The sequence below is a fragment of the Kribbella turkmenica genome, assembly GCF_004348725.1.
Lineage (GTDB): Bacteria > Actinomycetota > Actinomycetes > Propionibacteriales > Kribbellaceae > Kribbella > Kribbella turkmenica.
On the sequence record NZ_SMKR01000165.1, the window covers coordinates 1 to 16849 of the forward strand.

19 protein-coding genes are annotated in these 16849 nt (G+C 70.0%); 13 read left to right on the forward strand and 6 right to left on the reverse strand.

What is annotated here, in order from left to right; translation table 11 throughout:
• From E1218_RS28885 to E1218_RS28920, 8 genes are all read left to right on the forward strand, one after another.
• A partial coding sequence (locus E1218_RS28885; protein WP_132325895.1) for an alpha/beta fold hydrolase occupies positions 1 to 547 on the forward strand: 547 nt, incomplete at its 5' end.
• Positions 548 to 622: 75 nt separating this feature from the next.
• Complete coding sequence (locus tag E1218_RS28890) at positions 623 to 1582, forward strand: Lrp/AsnC family transcriptional regulator (protein WP_202866248.1); 960 nt, start codon at positions 623 to 625, stop codon at positions 1580 to 1582.
• Positions 1583 to 1592: 10 nt separating this feature from the next.
• Positions 1593 to 2231: a class I SAM-dependent methyltransferase gene (locus E1218_RS28895; RefSeq protein WP_165949462.1), complete on the forward strand. Its 639-nt coding sequence runs from the start codon at positions 1593 to 1595 to the stop codon at positions 2229 to 2231.
• Positions 2228 to 2644, forward strand: a complete 417-nt coding sequence (locus E1218_RS28900; protein ID WP_132325901.1) for a hypothetical protein — start codon at positions 2228 to 2230, stop codon at positions 2642 to 2644. The genes E1218_RS28895 and E1218_RS28900 overlap by 4 nt, the downstream gene beginning before the upstream one ends.
• 118 nt (positions 2645 to 2762) lie before the next feature.
• Positions 2763 to 3530 carry an LLM class flavin-dependent oxidoreductase gene (locus E1218_RS28905; RefSeq protein WP_132325903.1) on the forward strand — a complete coding sequence of 256 codons (768 nt, stop codon included), beginning with the start codon at positions 2763 to 2765 and terminating at the stop codon, positions 3528 to 3530.
• 46 nt (positions 3531 to 3576) lie between these two features.
• Complete coding sequence (locus tag E1218_RS28910; protein ID WP_202866249.1) at positions 3577 to 4005, forward strand: SDR family oxidoreductase; 429 nt, start codon at positions 3577 to 3579, stop codon at positions 4003 to 4005.
• A 199-nt stretch (positions 4006 to 4204) separates the two neighbouring features.
• On the forward strand, positions 4205 to 4816 hold the full coding sequence (locus E1218_RS28915) for an FMN-binding negative transcriptional regulator (RefSeq protein ID WP_132325905.1): 612 nt from the start codon (positions 4205 to 4207) through the stop codon (positions 4814 to 4816).
• A gap of 441 nt (positions 4817 to 5257) precedes the next feature.
• Positions 5258 to 5920 carry a VanZ family protein gene (locus E1218_RS28920; protein WP_165949463.1) on the forward strand — a complete coding sequence of 221 codons (663 nt, stop codon included), beginning with the start codon at positions 5258 to 5260 and terminating at the stop codon, positions 5918 to 5920.
• Between the two features lie 98 nt (positions 5921 to 6018).
• On the opposite strand, the gene E1218_RS28925 is transcribed toward E1218_RS28920, so the two are convergent.
• A complete protein-coding gene (locus E1218_RS28925; RefSeq protein WP_132325909.1) occupies positions 6019 to 6630 on the reverse strand; it encodes a pentapeptide repeat-containing protein in 612 nt (203 codons plus the stop codon).
• Positions 6631 to 6776: 146 nt separating this feature from the next.
• On the opposite strand from E1218_RS28925, the gene E1218_RS28930 reads away from it, so the two are divergent.
• Positions 6777 to 7667 carry an NAD-dependent epimerase/dehydratase family protein gene (locus E1218_RS28930; RefSeq protein ID WP_233712543.1) on the forward strand — a complete coding sequence of 297 codons (891 nt, stop codon included), beginning with the start codon at positions 6777 to 6779 and terminating at the stop codon, positions 7665 to 7667.
• Between the two features lie 27 nt (positions 7668 to 7694).
• Positions 7695 to 8447 carry a protein phosphatase 2C domain-containing protein gene (locus E1218_RS28935; protein WP_233712544.1) on the forward strand — a complete coding sequence of 251 codons (753 nt, stop codon included), beginning with the start codon at positions 7695 to 7697 and terminating at the stop codon, positions 8445 to 8447.
• Here E1218_RS28935 and E1218_RS28940 read toward each other — a convergent pair.
• The 3 genes from E1218_RS28940 to E1218_RS28950 all read right to left on the reverse strand — a co-directional run bounded on the left by E1218_RS28940 (position 8438) and on the right by E1218_RS28950 (position 11660).
• A complete protein-coding gene (locus E1218_RS28940) occupies positions 8438 to 9370 on the reverse strand; it encodes a DUF4328 domain-containing protein (RefSeq protein WP_132325911.1) in 933 nt (310 codons plus the stop codon). The genes E1218_RS28935 and E1218_RS28940 overlap by 10 nt on opposite strands.
• Positions 9371 to 9444: 74 nt before the next feature.
• Complete coding sequence (locus tag E1218_RS28945) at positions 9445 to 11019, reverse strand: glycerol-3-phosphate dehydrogenase/oxidase (protein WP_132325913.1); 1575 nt, start codon at positions 11017 to 11019, stop codon at positions 9445 to 9447.
• Positions 11016 to 11660: a TetR/AcrR family transcriptional regulator gene (locus E1218_RS28950; RefSeq protein ID WP_132325915.1), complete on the reverse strand. Its 645-nt coding sequence runs from the start codon at positions 11658 to 11660 to the stop codon at positions 11016 to 11018. The genes E1218_RS28945 and E1218_RS28950 overlap by 4 nt, the downstream gene beginning before the upstream one ends.
• Before the next feature lie 118 nt (positions 11661 to 11778).
• Between E1218_RS28950 and E1218_RS28955 the strand changes: the two genes are divergently transcribed.
• Genes E1218_RS28955 through E1218_RS28965 form a run of 3 tightly spaced genes read left to right on the forward strand, consistent with a single transcriptional unit; the run spans position 11779 to position 15115 of the window.
• Positions 11779 to 13344, forward strand: coding sequence for an FAD-binding oxidoreductase (locus E1218_RS28955; RefSeq protein ID WP_132325917.1), 1566 nt, complete (start codon positions 11779 to 11781; stop codon positions 13342 to 13344).
• Between the two features lie 23 nt (positions 13345 to 13367).
• A complete protein-coding gene (locus E1218_RS28960) occupies positions 13368 to 14087 on the forward strand; it encodes an SDR family NAD(P)-dependent oxidoreductase (protein ID WP_132325919.1) in 720 nt (239 codons plus the stop codon).
• Positions 14084 to 15115: an S-adenosylmethionine:tRNA ribosyltransferase-isomerase gene (locus E1218_RS28965; protein ID WP_132325921.1), complete on the forward strand. Its 1032-nt coding sequence runs from the start codon at positions 14084 to 14086 to the stop codon at positions 15113 to 15115. Before E1218_RS28960 ends, E1218_RS28965 begins: the two co-directional genes overlap by 4 nt.
• Positions 15116 to 15355: 240 nt before the next feature.
• On the opposite strand, the gene E1218_RS28970 is transcribed toward E1218_RS28965, so the two are convergent.
• Both E1218_RS28970 and E1218_RS28975 read right to left on the reverse strand, forming a co-directional pair.
• Positions 15356 to 16099: a rhomboid family intramembrane serine protease gene (locus E1218_RS28970; RefSeq protein WP_132325923.1), complete on the reverse strand. Its 744-nt coding sequence runs from the start codon at positions 16097 to 16099 to the stop codon at positions 15356 to 15358.
• A gap of 73 nt (positions 16100 to 16172) precedes the next feature.
• A complete protein-coding gene (locus tag E1218_RS28975; protein ID WP_132325924.1) occupies positions 16173 to 16715 on the reverse strand; it encodes a peptidylprolyl isomerase in 543 nt (180 codons plus the stop codon).
• Positions 16716 to 16849 lie beyond the last annotated feature (134 nt).

Below are 16849 nucleotides of genomic sequence, written 5' to 3' on the forward strand. Positions count from 1 at the left end.
GGGTGGGTGGGTCAGTCAGTTGGCCGCGCTGGACCATCCGTCCCGGGTCGGGTCGCTGGTGCTGGTGTCGACGCGGGCCACCGGGCACGGACAGGCGGACGCGGATCTGCCGGAGGTTTCACCGCGGCTGTTGCAGACATGGGCCGAGGCGGATGACGAGCCGGACTGGTCGGACGACGACGCCGTACTCGACTATCTCGTCGGGGGTGAGCGGTCGCTGGCCGGACCGCTGCTCGACGAGGCGTCGGTGCGGGAGGTCTGCCGGAGCTTCCTGCGGCGCACCGGGGATGTCCGGGCCGCGCTGACCAACCACCCGATCGCTGATCAGGGGCCGCGGTGGCGCGAGCGGCTCTCGCAGATCACGGCGCCGACGCTGGTGCTGCACGGTGAGCGGGACCCACTGTTCCCCCCGGCGAACGCCGTTCGCCTGGCGGCCGAGATCCCGGGCGCACGGCTGCGCGTCGTCCCCGAGGTCGGTCACGAGCTCCCGCGCAAGGCCTGGTCCGGCTATGTCGATGCGATCGCCGGCCAGGTGATCCCGTGCTGACCTGAGCCGCCCAGAGTTGAAGTTGTGCACACTTGTGGATAGTGCTGGGGATATCTAGCGCGATACAGTCAGCTGGTGGCTGGATACGTCACACTTGACGCGATCGATCGCGGACTGGTGCACGCGCTGCGGGTGGACGGGCGGGTCGCGTTCAGCGGTGTGGCGGAGGTGCTGGGGGTTTCTGAGCACACGGTGGCCCGGCGTTACCGGCGGTTGCGGGCAAGTGGGGTACTGCGGGTCGTCGCGGTTGCCGACGGGGTCCGGCTGGGGAAGCGGCTGTGGATAATCCGGATCCGATGCGCGCTTGACGTCTCCGGGGTGATGGCGGCCGCCGTGGCCGGGCGTCCGGACACGTACTGGGTGCAGATCTTGTCCGGTGGCACCGAGGTCTGCGGTCACGTGTCGAGCAATGATCAGGTGCTGGTCGAGGAGTTGCCGTGGGACCGCGGCGTGCTCGGGGTGAGTGCGCATGAGGTTCTGCCAGGGCCGTTCGAGCCGCCGCGGTGGGGCCCGGGCGACGCGCTCGACGCCGAGCAGGTCGCACGGCTGCGGCGCCCGGCCGCGGAGCCGACGGACCAGAGGGCTGTTCTCGACGCACGGGATCGCCGGTTGCTCGACGGGCTGAATCGCGACGGCCGGGCGACGTACGCCGAGCTCGGCAAGCTGACCGGGTGGTCGCAGTCGACTGTCGCGCGGCGGCTCGACCACCTGCGCCGGACCGGGGTGTTGACCTTCCACGTGGAGGTGCCGCCCGAGGCGCTGGGGCACCAGGTTGAGGCACGGCTGTGGATGGTGGTTCAGCCAGGTGCGCTGGTCACGACCGCGGAAGCCCTGACCGCGCATCCGGAGATCTCGTACGTCGCGGTGACCACCGGGCTGACCAATCTTGTCGCGCAGGTAATTTGCCCGGACTCGGCGCACCTCTACCGCTACCTCACCGAGCAGGTCGGAAGCTTGGCCGGCGTGAACACACTGGAGACGGCGCCGGTCCTCCGTACCGCAAAAGGCTTCTACAGCAGAGGTCCAGATGGGTAAGACTGGTGGAATGCCAGCATTCGCGCGGGACGCGAGGACGGCTGCGTACTACGACCAACGGGCCGGCGAGTACGACGAGTGGTACCTGGGCCAGGGGCGGTACGCCGAGCTCAACCCGCCGTGGTGGCACGAAGAGGTCTCGCGGCTGGTGGATCTCGTGCGCGCGTTGCCGCCCGCGCGGACGCTTGATGTCGCGTGTGGCACCGGGTTCCTGACCCAGCATCTTCGCGGAGCGATCGTCGGCCTGGATCAGAGTGCGGCGATGCTCGGGGTCGCGGGGGAGCGCGTGCCGACTGGCAGCGTGGTCGTCGGTGACGCGCTGCGGTTGCCGGTCGCCGACGGTGCTTTCGATCGCGTGCTGACCGGCCACTTCTACGGTCACTTGCCGGCAGACGAGCGAGCGGTCTTCCTTGCCGAGGTACGGCGCGTGGCCGCCGGGCTGATCGTGATCGACACCGCCCTGCGGCCGGGCGTCGAGCCGGCGCAGTGGACCGATCGCGTCCTGAACGACGGATCCCGGCATCGGATCTACAAGCGCTACCTCACCTCCGACCAGCTGGCCGCGGAGATCGGCGGTCAGATCCTTCTCGCGGGCCGCAGCTTCGTCGCCGCCGCCGTGACCTGGGATCACCACAGGAAGGACGGATGAACAGGCGGCCCTTCCCGCTGCTGGCGGAGCTGCCGCGGGAGTTGCGTGACGTGATCCTCGACTTTCATTGGGATCAGCGGTTGCTGTGGGCGCTGGAGCTACCGGTCGTCGAACAGCCCGTCGCCGAGCTGGCCTGGCAGCTCGAGTTGCCGTTCTGGGCGTTGGGTGGCCGACCGTTCCAGGTGACGCCGTTGCAGGTGGCGGCTGACCCCGGGCGCTACGCCGAGCAGTACGCGCGGACGATGGCGACAGAACTGCGGTATCCGCTGGACGCGGTACGGCGGCCGGAGGGGCACCTCACCATCCTCGATGGCGTGCACCGGCTGCTGCGGGCGTGGCTCGACGGGCGGGAGTCAGTTCGGGTCCGGGTGCTGGAGTGGGAGGCGATCGACTCGATTGCAGTTCGCCGGTGAGATCAAGGTGAACAGGTGGGTGGCGTCGGAGTCACGCCGACGACCCTGGAAGCACTAGCCGCCAGAGGCTGTCCGCACACCGAGGAACATCCAACCCGGCCGTCGTGTTGGCTGCGGTATGACTGTTGAGATCGGAGTGATCCTGCCGACGTCCTCACCGGAGCCGGGGCGGGCGATCCTGGGGGACGTCCGGGCGAGTGCGCGGTTCGCCGAGGAGATCGGGCTGGACTCGGTCTGGTCGACCGATCACCTGATCGCGAGTGCGCCGATGCTGGACAGTTCGGTGGTGCTGGCGACCGCGGCCGCGGTGACGGAGCGGATCACGGTGGGTTTCAACGTGATGCTGCTGGCGTTGCGGCCGGTGGCGTGGGCGGCGAAGCAGGTGAGCACCCTGCAACACGTGTCCGGCAACCGGATCGTGCTCGGTGTCGGCACCGGGAACCCGGCGCACGGTGACATCGGCTGGCGCGCCGCAGGCGTGCCGTACGCCGACCGCGGGCGACTGACCGACAAGGCGCTCGCGGTCCTTCCGGAGCTGGTCGCCGGCAAGGCGGTCACCCTCGCGGACGGTACCGAGGCGGCGATCGCACCGGGCGCGGACGTTCCGCCGATCGTTGTCGCAGGCAACGGCAAGGCGGCCTTCCGGCGCGCCGCCCGGTACGCCGACGGCTGGGCGACGATCGCGCTGTCACCCGACGAGGTTGCGGCCGCCCTGGACCGGATCAACGAGCAGCACGACCGGGCGCCGCTGAAGGCGACCGTGGTCGCGCCCCGGCCGGACGTGCCGCTCGAGGCCTACGAGGCGGCCGGTGTCGAGCGGGTCATCCTCCCGCCGACCGGTGACTGGCGTCGCGACTACGAGAACGCCGCCGAACTCAGGCGCTGAGTCATGGCTTGACTCTGACACCAGTGTCAGGGTTTACGGTCCTGGCATGTCAAGGATCGTGATTGTCGGGGGCGGACCGGGAATCGGTGCGGCGGTGGCGAGAAGGTTCGCGCGGGCCGGGTCGAAGGTCGGATTGATCGCGCGGACGGAGAAGACCGTGAAGGCGGTCGCCGACGGGGTCCCCGGTGAGGTGCTCGCGCTGACCGCTGACAGTACGGACGAGGCCGGCTTGCGGACGGCGCTCGACCGGGTGGTCGCGGAGTACGGCGTACCGGACGTCGTGGTGTACAACGCGGCGATGATCCAGGCGGATGCGGTCGGCGATCTGACCGCTCGGCAGCACCTGGACGCGTGGGCGGTCAACGTGGTCGGTGCGATCACCACCGCGGCACACGTCGTACCGGCGATGGTCGAGCGCGGCAGCGGATCGTTCATCATCACCGGCGGCATGCCGGAGCCGAAGCCCGAAACGTGAGCCTGTCGATGGGCAAGGCCGGCGTACGACCCGGACGACATCGCCGATCACTACTTGCGACTCCACCACCAGCCGCGAGACCAGTGGGAGCACGAGGTCAGTCACGGAGTGGACTGACGAAGCCCGCGCGGATTGGCTCTGTCGGTCCCCGACCCGGTCCGGTGAGACTTGTCGCTGTTCACACAGACGAGGATCGCCGATGTATGTTCCCGCGCACTTCGCCGCCGACGACGAGGCGGTGCAACACCTGCTCACCCACCATGGGGCCGCCGACCTGGTGACCATGACCTCCGACGGTCTGGTGGCGACCATGCTGCCGTTCGTCTACGACCGATCGCGGAACGTGCTGCTCGGACACTTCGCCCGCAACAACGAGCACTGGCGGCAAACCGTGATCGGTGAGGCGCTGGTGATCATGCGGGGTCCGGACTCGTACGTCTCGCCGGCCTGGTACGCGTCGAAACGCGAGCACGGCCGGGTCGTGCCGACCTGGAACTACCTGACCGCCCACGTGTACGGCGCGATGACCGTGTACGACGATCCCGGTTGGGTCGCGGACGTCGTACGACGGCTGTCGGATCATCACGAAGCGGGCCGGGCCGAGCCGTGGTCAGTGGACCACGCACCGGAGAAGTACGTCGCCGGGCAGTTGCGCGCGATCGTCGGCGTGGAGATCGCGATCACCCGGGTCGCGGCGAAGTTCAAGCTCAGTCAGAACCGGCCGGACGCCGACATCGACGGCGTGATCGCCGGTCTGCGCGCGGACGGTCAGGATGCGAGCGCCGACGCGGTGGCCCGGCACCGGCGGTGACCCGAGGCTCGGTAGAATTGTTCAACAACCCCTACGAACGGGACACAGCGAGCAAGCCTGGAGTGTCGGCCGCCTTCGGTCCAGGCGCGTGCGATCTTCTACCCGGCGACGGGGTCGCTCCGCAGGCGTTGCCGAACCTCACGCCCACCAATCACGGCCACCCGAGCCCCGGGCTTCATGGTCGTCAGTGACCGGCTGGACAGCGACCATCGCGTCGGCTGACCAGGCCGTGCCCGGCCCGGCCAGCAAATAATCGTTGCCTTAAGCACCTTTCTTCCGTGACAGTTTGCGCACGGATTGTCACGGTGGGTTTGCGGGTGCGTGCAGATGTCCGGACAGGCCTGGCGAGCGCGGGAGCGGTCGGCTGATTGTCGGGTGAGGAAGCGACATCGACGAGGAAGCAATCGGGTCAGGCCGTCGACCACGGGAGGCTCCGGACGCGTGCTCGAGACTTATCGCGGCATTCCCCACCTGCTGGACACCTGGCTCGTTCTGACCGGAATGGCTGTGCCGATCGCCCTGTCGTCGTTGCGGCGGCCCGGCGACCTGGCTCCACGGTTGGCGGCGTTCTGCCTCCCGGCCGCGTGCGCGCTGGTGCTGGCGGCGACACTCAGTCCGACCGCGCACCGGCTCGGGCAGATCGGTCAGTGCGGCACCTACCTGACCACGACCGGCGGCCTGACCTCCATCCAGGGTTTGCTGAACGTGCTCCTGTTCGTTCCGGTCGCCGGCATGCTCACACTGTCCGGTGGCCGCCCGGCCGACGGGATCGCGGCCGGCATCGGGATGTCCGCCGCCGTCGAGGCGATCCAGGCGCTCCTCCCCCAACTCGGCCGGTCCTGCCAACTCCACGACCTGATCGCGAACACGCTCGGCGTCGTCGCCGGGGTCGGCCTGGCCGCCGGTCTGCAGACCCTGACCCGCAGGCGCCGGCTCATCCCCGGCCCGTACGTCGTCGACCATGGCGCGATGCTCGTCGCCCGAGGTCGGCCACCGGCGCGGCACCGCCGAGGTCGGTTGCTCCCGCAGTCGCCGCCTCAAACCCAGCCGGTCCCGGTCACGAAACCGGCGAACGGACTCCGGCAGATCGCCCGGGCGCGGTGAGAAGCACACGGAGCGGGTACGAGGTTATCCGGATAGTTATCCACAGGTTGTGGATGAAACAGGGGATGCCGACGCCGTTACGAGGAGATATCCACAGGTCAGGGCCGGACGTCCAGGCCCAGCGAGGTAGCGATGACCATCGCCTGGGTGACATCGACCCGGGCACCCTTGAGCTCGACCGTGAGCGGGTCGAGGGTGGAGAGGTCCGAGCCACGGAGGTCGGCGGCGGTGAGGTCGGCCCGGTGGAGGGACGCACCCGACAGGTCGAGGTCGCGCAGCACAGCCTTGGCCGCTCGGACACCGGTGAGATCCGCCTCGCGGAACTTCACCCCGCTGAACTCCGTCCCGCGCAGGTCCGCGCCCGGAAGCCCGGCGAACGACCAGTCCCCGCCGGACACCTTCAGCAGGTTGTAGGTGCAGTCGTCGAAGAAGCTGCCGACGAACTTGCATCGAGTGATCGTGGTGTCGAACAGGGAGCAACGGACGAACGTGCAGTTCACGAACGCGGCGTCGGTGTGCGTGGAGGCGTTGAACCGGACCCCGCGGAACGTGCACTCCTCGAACACCCCGCCGCGGTTGTCCACCTCGGTCAGGTCGGAATCGACGAACAACACCTTGCGGTAGGTTACGCCGGACGGGTCCGCGTCGTCCCAGTCGCGGATCGTCGACTCGGTCGGTGTCGCCGGTCGTCCGTGGACGCGGTCAGCCATGGCTCTCCCCTGTCGATCAGGTGTCGTGAGCTGCTCACCCTGCCACGCCGTACCGACACGGTCCCGGGCGTCCCGGCGGGTGCATTGTGATCGGTACGACGGAGAACGTTCAGCGGACCGACAAGTACGGGCCGCACGATGGAGGAGTGACCGGAACTGAGCGGGTGATGGTGTTCGGCGCGGGAGGCTTTCTCGGCGCCAGGATCTGCGCACTGCTCGCCGAGCGCGGGGTGGCGTACCGCGGTCTGAGCCGGAGCCGGGGCGAGCCGCACCGGTTGTGCGACCTGGCCGCGATGCATCCGTACGCGCTCGACACCCAGATCGGCATGTACAAGCCGACCGTGATCGTCAACGCGGCCGGTGCCACGCTGGGCGATGTCGCCACCTTGGTCCGGGCCAACGTGATCGCCGTCGAGGCACTGCTCGCCTCGGCGCACGACAACGCGAGCCATGCCCGCTTCGTCCAGCTCGGCTCGGCCGCCGAGTACGGCGGCGCGCCGCAGGGGACCAGCCAGGACGAACAGGCCGAGCCGCGCCCTGCCGGTCCGTACGGGCTGACCAAGCTGGCCGGCTCCGAACTCGTCCTCCGCGCCCAGCGGCACGGCGCCGACGCGGTCGTGCTGCGGGTCTTCGACGTGATCGGCCCGGACGCACCCGAGAGCACGCTGACCGGGCGCGTCATCCGGGACCTCCGGTCGCGGCACACGATCGAGGCCGGGTCGCTGGACGTGTGGCGGGACTTCGTCGACGTCCGCGACGTCGCCGAGGCGGTGCTGGCAGTAGCTCTTACGGGCACCAAGCTGCCACCGGTCCTGAACGTCGGCACCGGTCGTGCCAGCCTGGCCCGCGACGTCGCCGGTCAGCTGTTCGAGCTGAGTGGTCAGCCGGCCAGGATCGTCGAGGAGGCCCAGCCGGACACTGTCCGCGGAGCCACCTGGCAACAGGCCGACACCGGCCTGATCGCCGAACACCTCGGCTGGTCGCCGAAGATCTCCCTCGAACAGTCCCTCGCCGACAGTTGGGCAAGCCGCGGATAGGACACTGCCCGAGGGGAGACTGGGCGGGTGGAGATCCGCTCGTTCAGTCAGCCCGCGCCCGATCGGCGTCCACCCGCGATGAACGAGGATCTGGTGATCGGCGGGCCCGACTTCGTGGTCGTGCTCGACGGCGCCACAGCTGGGAAGGGTGTCGACTCCGGCTGCCTGCACACGGTCGCGTGGCTGGTCGGGCGACTCGGTGCCCAGCTCGCGGTGCCGCTGCTCGGCGGATCGGCTGCGCCGCTCGCCGACCTGCTCGCCGACGCGATCACGACAGTTTGCATCGGCCATGCCGACACCTGCGACCTCGCCAACCCGGACAGCCCGTCGTCCACCGTGGCGATGGTGCGAGTGCGGGGCGAGAGCGTCGACCACCTGGTCCTCGCTGACTCGCCGGTCGTGCTGCGATCACCCGACGGCTCGCTGACCGTCCACAGCGACGACCGGATCGACCTGCTGCCGGACTACACGTTCGAGACCGTCCGGCGACTCCGCAACCGGCCGGGCGGATTCTGGGTTGCGAGCACCGACCCCCAGGCGGCCTACGCAGCAGTCACCGGTACGACGGACCGCGCCGACGTCGAGGTGGTCGGCGTACTGACCGACGGAGCCTCCAGGTACGTCGAGCGCTACGGCCACTCGTGGAGCGAGTTGGTCGACGTACTCACGGCCGCAGGGCCGCGGGCGTTGGTCGAGCGGGTCCGCAAGCACGACGATGCTGCGGACGCCGTCCGCGGGAAGAGGTACGACGACGCGACCGCCGTCCTCGCCTACCTCTGATGCGGGCCGTACGTCGGGAACGTCGGGCCGGGGCTGTGGTAGCGAGGCGCGTACTGCGGTGGCTCGGGCGGCGGCGCGATCGCGCCGGCCGGCGGCATCGTCGCCTGGCCGTGCTGCCACTGGGTGACCCGGAGGAGGAGCAGTGAGGCGGCGACCGCGGCGACGATCAGGAACAGCGTCGCCACGGTGAAGCCGATGGTGACCGCCAGCGCGACCCGGACCATGAAGTCCTGCAGGTCGTAGATGTCGACGTAGTCGCCGGTCGCGTCCGCGGTGTCGGCCGCGTCGATCAATCGGACGATCCAGACGATGAAGGCCAGGAACGCCAGGCCGCCACCGCCGACCAGGATCACCCAGAACCCGGTCCACGTCGCCCACCAGCCGTACAGCAAGGTCCGCATCGGGCCACGTTCCGACGCACCTCGTTCGTCGGGCGGCTCGCTCGCGGCGGTGACGTCCTGCACGATCTGCAGCGGGTACCAGAACTGGATGAACGGGCAGAACCACGCCCCGACGATCCAGCCGCTCGCGTGCCGGTGCGGCGGGCGGTCCTGGACGACCGGCCGGGGCGCGAGCGGTGAGTGCAGGAACTCGGTGTTCTCCCGGGCCTGCCACAGCCAGATCAGGAACGCGATCGCCGTCCCCATCAGCAGGTAGCCGACCAGGTTGAGCAGCGGTCCGCTGCCGGCGATCGACCCGACCGCGCGGTCGACCTCCTCCTCGGAGAGCAGCCCGTACACGAACCGCTTGACCTCGTCGTACGCGCTCCACATCAGCGCGGCCTGGACCACGGCGGCCACCGACGTGAGTCCCATCAGCGCGATGCTGACGATCGCGATCTTCTTCAGCGGCCGGTACCGCGGCGGCACGGGCTGAGGCGGCCGGTACGGCACCGGGTACGGCATCGGGTACTGCTGCGTCACCTGTCCTTCACCCCCTCGCAGCCAAGTTAACCCAGGCCCGGGAGCGATCAACCCGTCATCCACAGGTGAATACGTCAGACCCCGGCGAAGGCGTCCCGGACAGCGGGCAGCGCCAACTCGCGATCCGTCGCGGACAACCCGATCCGCGTCCGCCGGTCCAGGATGTCGTCCGCCGCGAGCGCGCCCTCGTGCCGGATTGCGAACCGCAGCTCGGCGTACGTCGTCCGCAGCCCGGGGGCGATCGGCTCGAGCAACGACGGCGGTCCCGCGATCACCTCCGGCGCCTCCATGCCGTAGCGCTGCACGAACCGCGCCGGCGCCCGCACGGCCGCCAGTTGCACGCGGTCAGCAGCTCCCACGAGCGGGATCCGGTGTGTCAGGCACGGCCGGCGTACGTCCAGCGCGGACTGCGAGAGCGCCTTGTCGAGCGCGTCCTGCGCCATCCGCCGGTACGTCGTGAGCTTGCCGCCGACGATCGTCACCAGGCCGTCCGGGCTCGTGATCACCGCGTGCCGCCGGGAGATGTCCGCTGTCTTGTCCGCACCCTTGTGGTGCCCGGTGTCGAGCAGCGGCCGCAGCCCGGCGTACGTCCCGAGCAGGTCGGACCGGGTCAACGGCACCTGCACGGCCGCGCTGATCGTGGACAGCAGGAAGTCGATCTCTCCCTCGGTCGCGTGCGGTACGTCGCTGACCGGCCCGGGCGCGTCCTCGTCGGTCAGCCCGACGTACACCCGGTCGTCCGGCGCGGGGATCGCCATCACCACCCGCCGCAACTCCCCCGGCACCGGCACCGTCAGCACCGCGGACAACCCGCCGAACACCGACTGCGGCAGGACCAGGTGCGTCCCCCGGCTCGGCCGCAGCTTGATGCCGGAGGCAACCTGATCCGCCCAGATGCCGGCCGCGTTGATCACCACCGACGCGTCCACCTGCAGCCGCTGCCCGGTCAGCTGATCCACGAGGACGGCGCCGCGCCCGGTGACGTCGGTGGCCGCCACCCGGGTGAGCACGCGGGCGCCGTACAGGGCCGCGGTCCGGGCGATCGCGACCACCAGCCGGGCGTCGTCGTACAACTGCCCGTCCCAGGTCAGGAAGCCGCCGCGCATCCCCTCGGGTCGCAGCGTCGGCGCGTACCGGAGGATCTCCGCCGAGCTGACCCGGCGAGAGTGCGGCAGGTAGTCGTCGCTGGTCCGCGCGACCGTGCGCAGGACGTCGCCGCCGAGGAACGCGCTCCGCAGCAGCGCGGCCTGCGCGAACCTCGCGTGCGGCAGCCACGGCGCGATCTGCGGTACCGGGTGGACCAGGTGCGGCGCCGTCGTCTTCATCAGGATGCCGCGCTCGACCGCACTCTCGTAGGCGATGCCGACGTGACCGGAGGCGAGGTAGCGCAGCCCACCGTGGACCAGCTTCGAGCTCCACCGGCTGGTGCCGAAGGCCAGGTCGTGCTTCTCCACCAGGGCAACGGTCAGGCCGCGAGCGGCCGCGTCTAGGGCGACACCGGCGCCGGTGACCCCGCCGCCCACGACCAGGACGTCGACCTTGCCGGCCGAGTCCAGCCACTCCAGCTCGCGGCTCCGGCGAACCGCATTGAGACTGGCGTTGCCCACTGTCCTGAACGCCTTCGCCGCCCCACCGCCCCGGTCGGTCATGGCGTCAAGTACCGGGTGAGCATCGCTCGGAGCTCCTCGTCGAGCTTCGGGTACTCGTCGGGGCTCGCCATCACCGGGCCGGACACGGCCGACGCCAGTGAGACGAGGATGATCTGCCGGGCCAGCCAGACCGGGTCGCCGTCCCGGATCGACCCGTCGGCCTGACCGGCCTTGAGGCCCTCCTCGACCAGCGCGAGGTGCGCGACCGTGCTGCTGCCGCGGCGCTCGAGCAGGTACGGCGTCAGGAACTCGGGGTCGAGCTCGATGATCTTGCGCATCAACGGGTGCACGCGGGTCTGCGCGACCACCTCGACCACGCCCTCGATCAGCCGCGCCCGGCCGTCCACCGCGTCCGGCTGGAAGGCGGACATCAGCGCGGTGGTCCACTCCCGGGTCATCAGCGCGGCGACCACGGCCTGCACGTTCGGCCAGCGGCGGTAGAGGGTCGCGCGGGACACCTCCGCGTGCCGGGCGATGTCGGCCATGGTCATCCGGCGCATGCCGATCGCCAGCAGCAGCTCGTAGGCCGCGTCCAGGATCCGCTCCTCGCCGATGGCGTTCGCGGGCGTGGGCCGCGCGCTCGTCTCGGGCTCTGTTTCCTGCCCTGTTCCCGGTACGGACTCGCTGCTACGCTGAGACATCACACGTCGGAGTGTATCAGCGACTCCGGCATCCTGGAACAGTCCGGGTGAGATGGGAGCCAGGGGGTTCCACCTCACCCGGACGCTACTCCTCGAACCCAGCGATCGGGAGCACAGAATGACCGAGTCGGACCTGCCGGTGGTCGATCTCACGCCGGGCCGTTGGGGCGATCCTGCCCACCCGGTCGAGCTACCCGCCGCCGCCCTCGACGCGCTCAAACACCTCGGCGTACGGCGCCCTGCCGCCGCGCCCGCGAAGCCGGCGGACCGTCCCGGGCTGACGGCCGCCCAGCTCGGCGTCCTGGCCGGAGTCGTCGGCGCGGAGCATGTCGCGACCGGCCTCGATGCCCGGTGGGCGCACACCCGCGGCTACTCGACTCCCGACCTGCTGCGGCACCGGGCGGGCGACACCTCGGACATGCCCGACGCAGTGGTCTACCCGGCCTCGCACGACGAGGTCCAGGCCCTGTTGACTGCCTGCGCGGCGCACGACCTGGCCGTCGTGCCGTTCTCCGGCGGTACGTCGGTCGTCGGCGGGCTCGCGGCCGATCGGCGGTTCGTCACCGTCGACCTGGGCCGGCTCGACCAGTTGGTGGAGATCGACGAGGTCTCGCGGACGGCGACGTTGCAGGCCGGCGTACGCGGTCCGGCGGCCGAGGCGTTGCTGGCCGAGCGCGGCTACACCCTCGGGCACTTTCCGCAGTCCTACGAGGGGGCCTCGATCGGTGGGTACGCGGCCGCGCGCTCGAGCGGTCAGTCGTCCGCCGGGTACGGGCGGTTCGACCAGATGGTCGTCGGGCTGACGCTGGCCACGCCGCGCGGCACGATCGAGCTCGGCCGTGCGCCGATGTCCGCGGCCGGCCCGGATCTGCGGCAACTGGTGCTCGGGTCGGAAGGTGCCTTCGGCATCATCACGTCGGTCGTCGTCCGGATCCGGCCGCGACCGGCGGAGCGGCACTTCGAGGGCTGGCGGTTCGAGGACTTCGCGGCCGGACTGGCCGCCATCCGACGGCTCGCGCAGGACGGGCCGTTGCCGACTGTGCTGCGGTTGTCGGACGAGGCCGAGACCGCGGTGAACCTGGCCGACCCGGACGTGTTCGGCGGCGGATCGGGTGGCGTCCTGGCGATCGTCGGGTTCGAAGGGCCGCAGAACCCGACCACGGCCGAGGTGCTGACCGCGGCCGGTGGCCAGAACCTGGGTGCGGGTCCGGGCGAGACCTGGCGGGCCGGGCGCTACCGGGCGCCGTACCTGCGGGACCCCCTGCTGGACGAGGGCGCATTGGTGGAGACGGTCGAGACCGCCGGCTTCTGGTCGCGGCTGCCCGAGTTGAAGGCCGCGGTGACGGAGGCACTGGTGAAGTCGTTGACGGACCAGGGCACGCCGCCGCTCGTGCTCTGTCATGTGTCGCACGTGTACGAGACCGGGGCGTCGCTCTACTTCACGGTGATCTCGGCGCAGACGGACGATCCGGTCGCCCAGTGGCGTACGGCGAAGTCCGCGGCGAACCACGCGATCGCGACTGCCGGCGGAACGATCAGCCACCACCACGGCGTCGGCACGGACCATCGGGAGGCCTACGCCGAGGAGATCGGCCCGCTGGCGGTGGAGGCGTTGCAGGCCGTGAAGAAGGTGCTCGACCCCGAGGGCGTGATGAGTCCAGGAGTGCTCTTGACCTCAAGCTAACTTGAAGTATGACGGTAGGGGGCATGACTCCTGAATCCTCCAACCGTCCGGTCGCTCTGATCACCGGTGCGTCCGCCGGCCTCGGGCTGGCGCTCGCCCATGGCCTCGCCGATCGTGGCTGGGCGCTCGTGATCGACGCCCGCGGCGCGGATGCCCTCAAGGACGCGGCCGACGCCCTCGCCGACCGCACCGACGTGGTCCCGCTCGCGGGTGACGTCACCGATCCCGAACACCGCGCCGACCTGGTCGACGCCGTCGTCGAGCTCGGCCGGCTCGACCTGCTCGTCAACAACGCCAGCTACCTCGGCCCGAGTCCCTTGCAGCACCTGGGTGTCGCGGACCTGGACGAGCTGCGGCGCGTCTACGAGGTCGACGTGGTCGCACCGATCGGCTTGACCCAGGCACTGCTGCCGGAACTCGTCGGGTCGTCCGGTGTGCTGCTCAACATCAGCTCCGACGCGGCAGTCGAGGCCTATGAAGGCTGGGGCGGCTACGGCTCGGCCAAAGCGGCTCTGGACCACGCCACCGCCGTACTGGCCGCCGAGCATCCGTCGCTGTCGATCTACGCCCTGGATCCGGGTGACCTGCGGACGGCGATGCACCAGGCGGCCTTCCCCGACGAGGACATCTCGGACCGGCCGGAGCCGGCGGCCGTCGTACCGGCGTTCCTGCAACTGCTGGACAGCCGGCCCAAGAGCGGTCGCTACCGGGCGGCGGAGTTCGCACCGGCGGTGACGTCGTGAGGGTGCAGCCCCGCACGAGATTCGTCCTGCCCGACTCGCTGAACGCCACCGAACCACCCGAGGCGAGAGGTCTCTCCCGGGACCAGGTGAAGCTGCTGGTCGCGGAGGGGTCGACCGTCACGCACACCCGGTTCGACCGGATCGGTGACCACCTTCGACCGGGCGACCTGTTGCTGGTCAACACGTCCGGGACACTGCCTGCCGCGGTCGACGGCTCGTGGATCTCCGGAACCGGTGTGGCACCCGTCGTCGTGCACTTCTCCACCGCGCTCGACGACGGCACCTGGGTCGTCGAACTGCGCAACGGCGGCTCACCGATGTTCGGCGGTACGGCGGGCGACCGGGTGGAACTGCCGGAGGGCGTGCTGACACTGCTGTCGCCGTACCAGGCGGATTCGAGCCGGCTGTGGATCGCGAAGCCGCCGGCGCCCGACGTACTGGGGTATCTGCAGCGGCATGGCCGACCGATCACCTACCAGTACGTCGGTCAGCAGTGGCCGCTCGCGTCGTACCAGACCGTATTCGCGCGCGAGCCGGGCAGCGCGGAGATGCCCAGTGCGGCGAGGCCGTTCAGCTTCGAGCTCGTCAGTCAGCTCGCGTCACAAGGCGTGCTGATCGCGCCGATCCTGCTGCACTGCGGTGTGTCCTCGCTGGAGAGTTACGAGCCACCGTTGCCCGAGCGGTACGACGTACCAGCGCACACGGCTCGGTTGGTGACCTGGGTGCGCGCCAACGGCGGCCGGGTGATCGCGGTCGGCACGACCGCGGTGCGAGCCATCGAGTCGGCTGCCGCCCCGGACGGCTCAGTTGTCGCCTCCCACGGCTGGACCGACCTTGTCCTCGGCCCGGAGCACCCGGTCCGCGTCGTCGACGGGCTCGTCACCGGGATGCACGCCCCCGAGGCGTCCCACTTGCTCCTGCTGGAGTCCGTGGTCGGCGGCGACACCGTCCAGCGGGCGTACGACGCCGCTCTGGACCGTGGCTACCTGTGGCACGAGTTCGGCGACAGTTGCTTGATGATGCGCTGACGTGGAGCGGCCTTCGTTCCCGGGGCGGGCTCGTTTGTCGATCGCGCGCGGGCTCACCGCGACCACCGCTGAGGCAGGCACAAGTTCATCCTGGATGTCCTTACCGCTCAGGTCCCCCGTCGGGACGTCATCCGGTACGACGAGCGTCGGGCCCCGTGGTCATGGCCGTTCACCGAACCGATCGGAAATTGTGGCCTAGGCCATTTAGTTTCAGTTTGAACGGTCCGAGGAGGTGCCGGCTCAGGTGCGGGCGCGCCTGTTGCGGCGGCGCTTGACGTCCTGGAGGAACAGCCAGGCCACGGCCGCACCGGTGACGAACCCACCGAGGTGGCCCTGCCAGGAGATGTTCGGGATCAGGAACGAGATGACCGCGGTGACCGCGACGTAGGCCAGGATCCAGGTGACGTCCATGCCGCGGGCGCGGCTGATCACCAGCAGCGCGCCGACCAGGCCGAGGACGGCACCGGAAGCGCCGAGGGTCGCCGACAGTGGCGCCGACAGCAGCCAGACCGCGACGCTGCCGCCGAGTGCGGACAGCAGGTAGAGCACGATGAACCTGACCCGGCCGAGCATCTGCTCCAGCGGCGGGCCGACCTGGTAGAGCATGAACAGGTTCGCGAAGATGTGGAAGATCTGCAGGTGGGTGAAGGCCGACGTGAACAGCCGCCACGGCTCGACGTCCACCAGCGCCGGGACGAGCACCAGGTCGTTCACGATCCGGCTGCTGCCGGTGCGGACCGCGATGAACACCAGCACGTTGAGCGCCAGCAGGACGATGGTGACGACCTGCGGGTTGCCGCGCTGGACGCCGCCGAGCGACGTCCGCGTCTGCGGCACCGACTTCACGCCCTCGTTGAAGCAGCTCGGGCACTGGAAGCCGACGGCGGCGCTGTTCATGCAGGACGGGCAGATCGGCCGGTCGCAGCGCTGGCAGCGAACCCCGGCGGGCCGATCCGGGTGCCGGTAGCAGACGGTCTCGGTCACGGCGGGCAGGTCCTTCCCCAACGAGAGAGAGCGGGCCGGGCGTTGCTCACGCAACGCCCGGCCCGCGAACTGATCAGGCGTTCTTGCGCTCGATGACGACGTTGTTGATCACGATCGGCTCGATCGGCCGGTCGCCCGGAGCCGTCTTCGCGGTGGCGATCGCGTCCACGACCTTCTTCGACTCGTCGTCGGCGACCTCGCCGAAGATGGTGTGCTTGCGGTTCAGGTGCGGCGTCGGCACCACGGTGACGAAGAACTGCGAGCCGTTCGTGCCGCGGCCGTACTGGATGCCGGCGTTCGCCATCGCCAGCAGGTACGGCCGGTCGAACTGGAGCTCCGGGTGGATCTCGTCGTCGAAGGCGTAGCCCGGCGTACCGGTGCCGGTGCCGAGCGGGCAGCCGCCCTGGACCATGAAGCCGTCGATCACCCGGTGGAAGGTCAGGCCGTCGTAGAACTTGGCGTTGCTGGGCTGACCGGTCTGCGGGTCGGTCCACTCCTTGGTGCCCTCGGACAGCCCGACGAAGTTGCTCACCGTCTTCGGCGCGTGATCGGGGAACAGCCTGATGACGACATCGCCCTTCGTCGTCTGCAGGGTCGCGTACAGCTCTTCGGCCACGGGAGTCACTCCTCATCAGTTACGGCGTACTCCTCGATCCTGTCACGTGACCGCAAGCGGATCGGCACCGACCGGCCGGAAAGCCTTCCCCCGGGCGCCGCCCCGGGTGGGCGGACGGTTGCGGTGGGTGGTGG

Coding starts and splice junctions, on each gene's coding strand:
- E1218_RS28950 (WP_132325915.1), bottom strand. CDS start 11,660: ATGTCTCAGCGTAGCAGCGAGTCCGTACCGGGAACAGGGCAGGAAACA.
- E1218_RS28925 (WP_132325909.1), bottom strand. CDS start 6,630: ATGGCTGACCGCGTCCACGGACGACCGGCGACACCGACCGAGTCGACG.
- E1218_RS28905 (WP_132325903.1), top strand. CDS start 2,763: ATGACTGTTGAGATCGGAGTGATCCTGCCGACGTCCTCACCGGAGCCG.
- E1218_RS28955 (WP_132325917.1), top strand. CDS start 11,779: ATGACCGAGTCGGACCTGCCGGTGGTCGATCTCACGCCGGGCCGTTGG.
- E1218_RS28960 (WP_132325919.1), top strand. CDS start 13,368: ATGACTCCTGAATCCTCCAACCGTCCGGTCGCTCTGATCACCGGTGCG.
- E1218_RS28900 (WP_132325901.1), top strand. CDS start 2,228: ATGAACAGGCGGCCCTTCCCGCTGCTGGCGGAGCTGCCGCGGGAGTTG.
- E1218_RS28915 (WP_132325905.1), top strand. CDS start 4,205: ATGTATGTTCCCGCGCACTTCGCCGCCGACGACGAGGCGGTGCAACAC.
- E1218_RS28945 (WP_132325913.1), bottom strand. CDS start 11,019: ATGACCGACCGGGGCGGTGGGGCGGCGAAGGCGTTCAGGACAGTGGGC.
- E1218_RS28910 (WP_202866249.1), top strand. CDS start 3,577: ATGTCAAGGATCGTGATTGTCGGGGGCGGACCGGGAATCGGTGCGGCG.
- E1218_RS28895 (WP_165949462.1), top strand. CDS start 1,593: ATGCCAGCATTCGCGCGGGACGCGAGGACGGCTGCGTACTACGACCAA.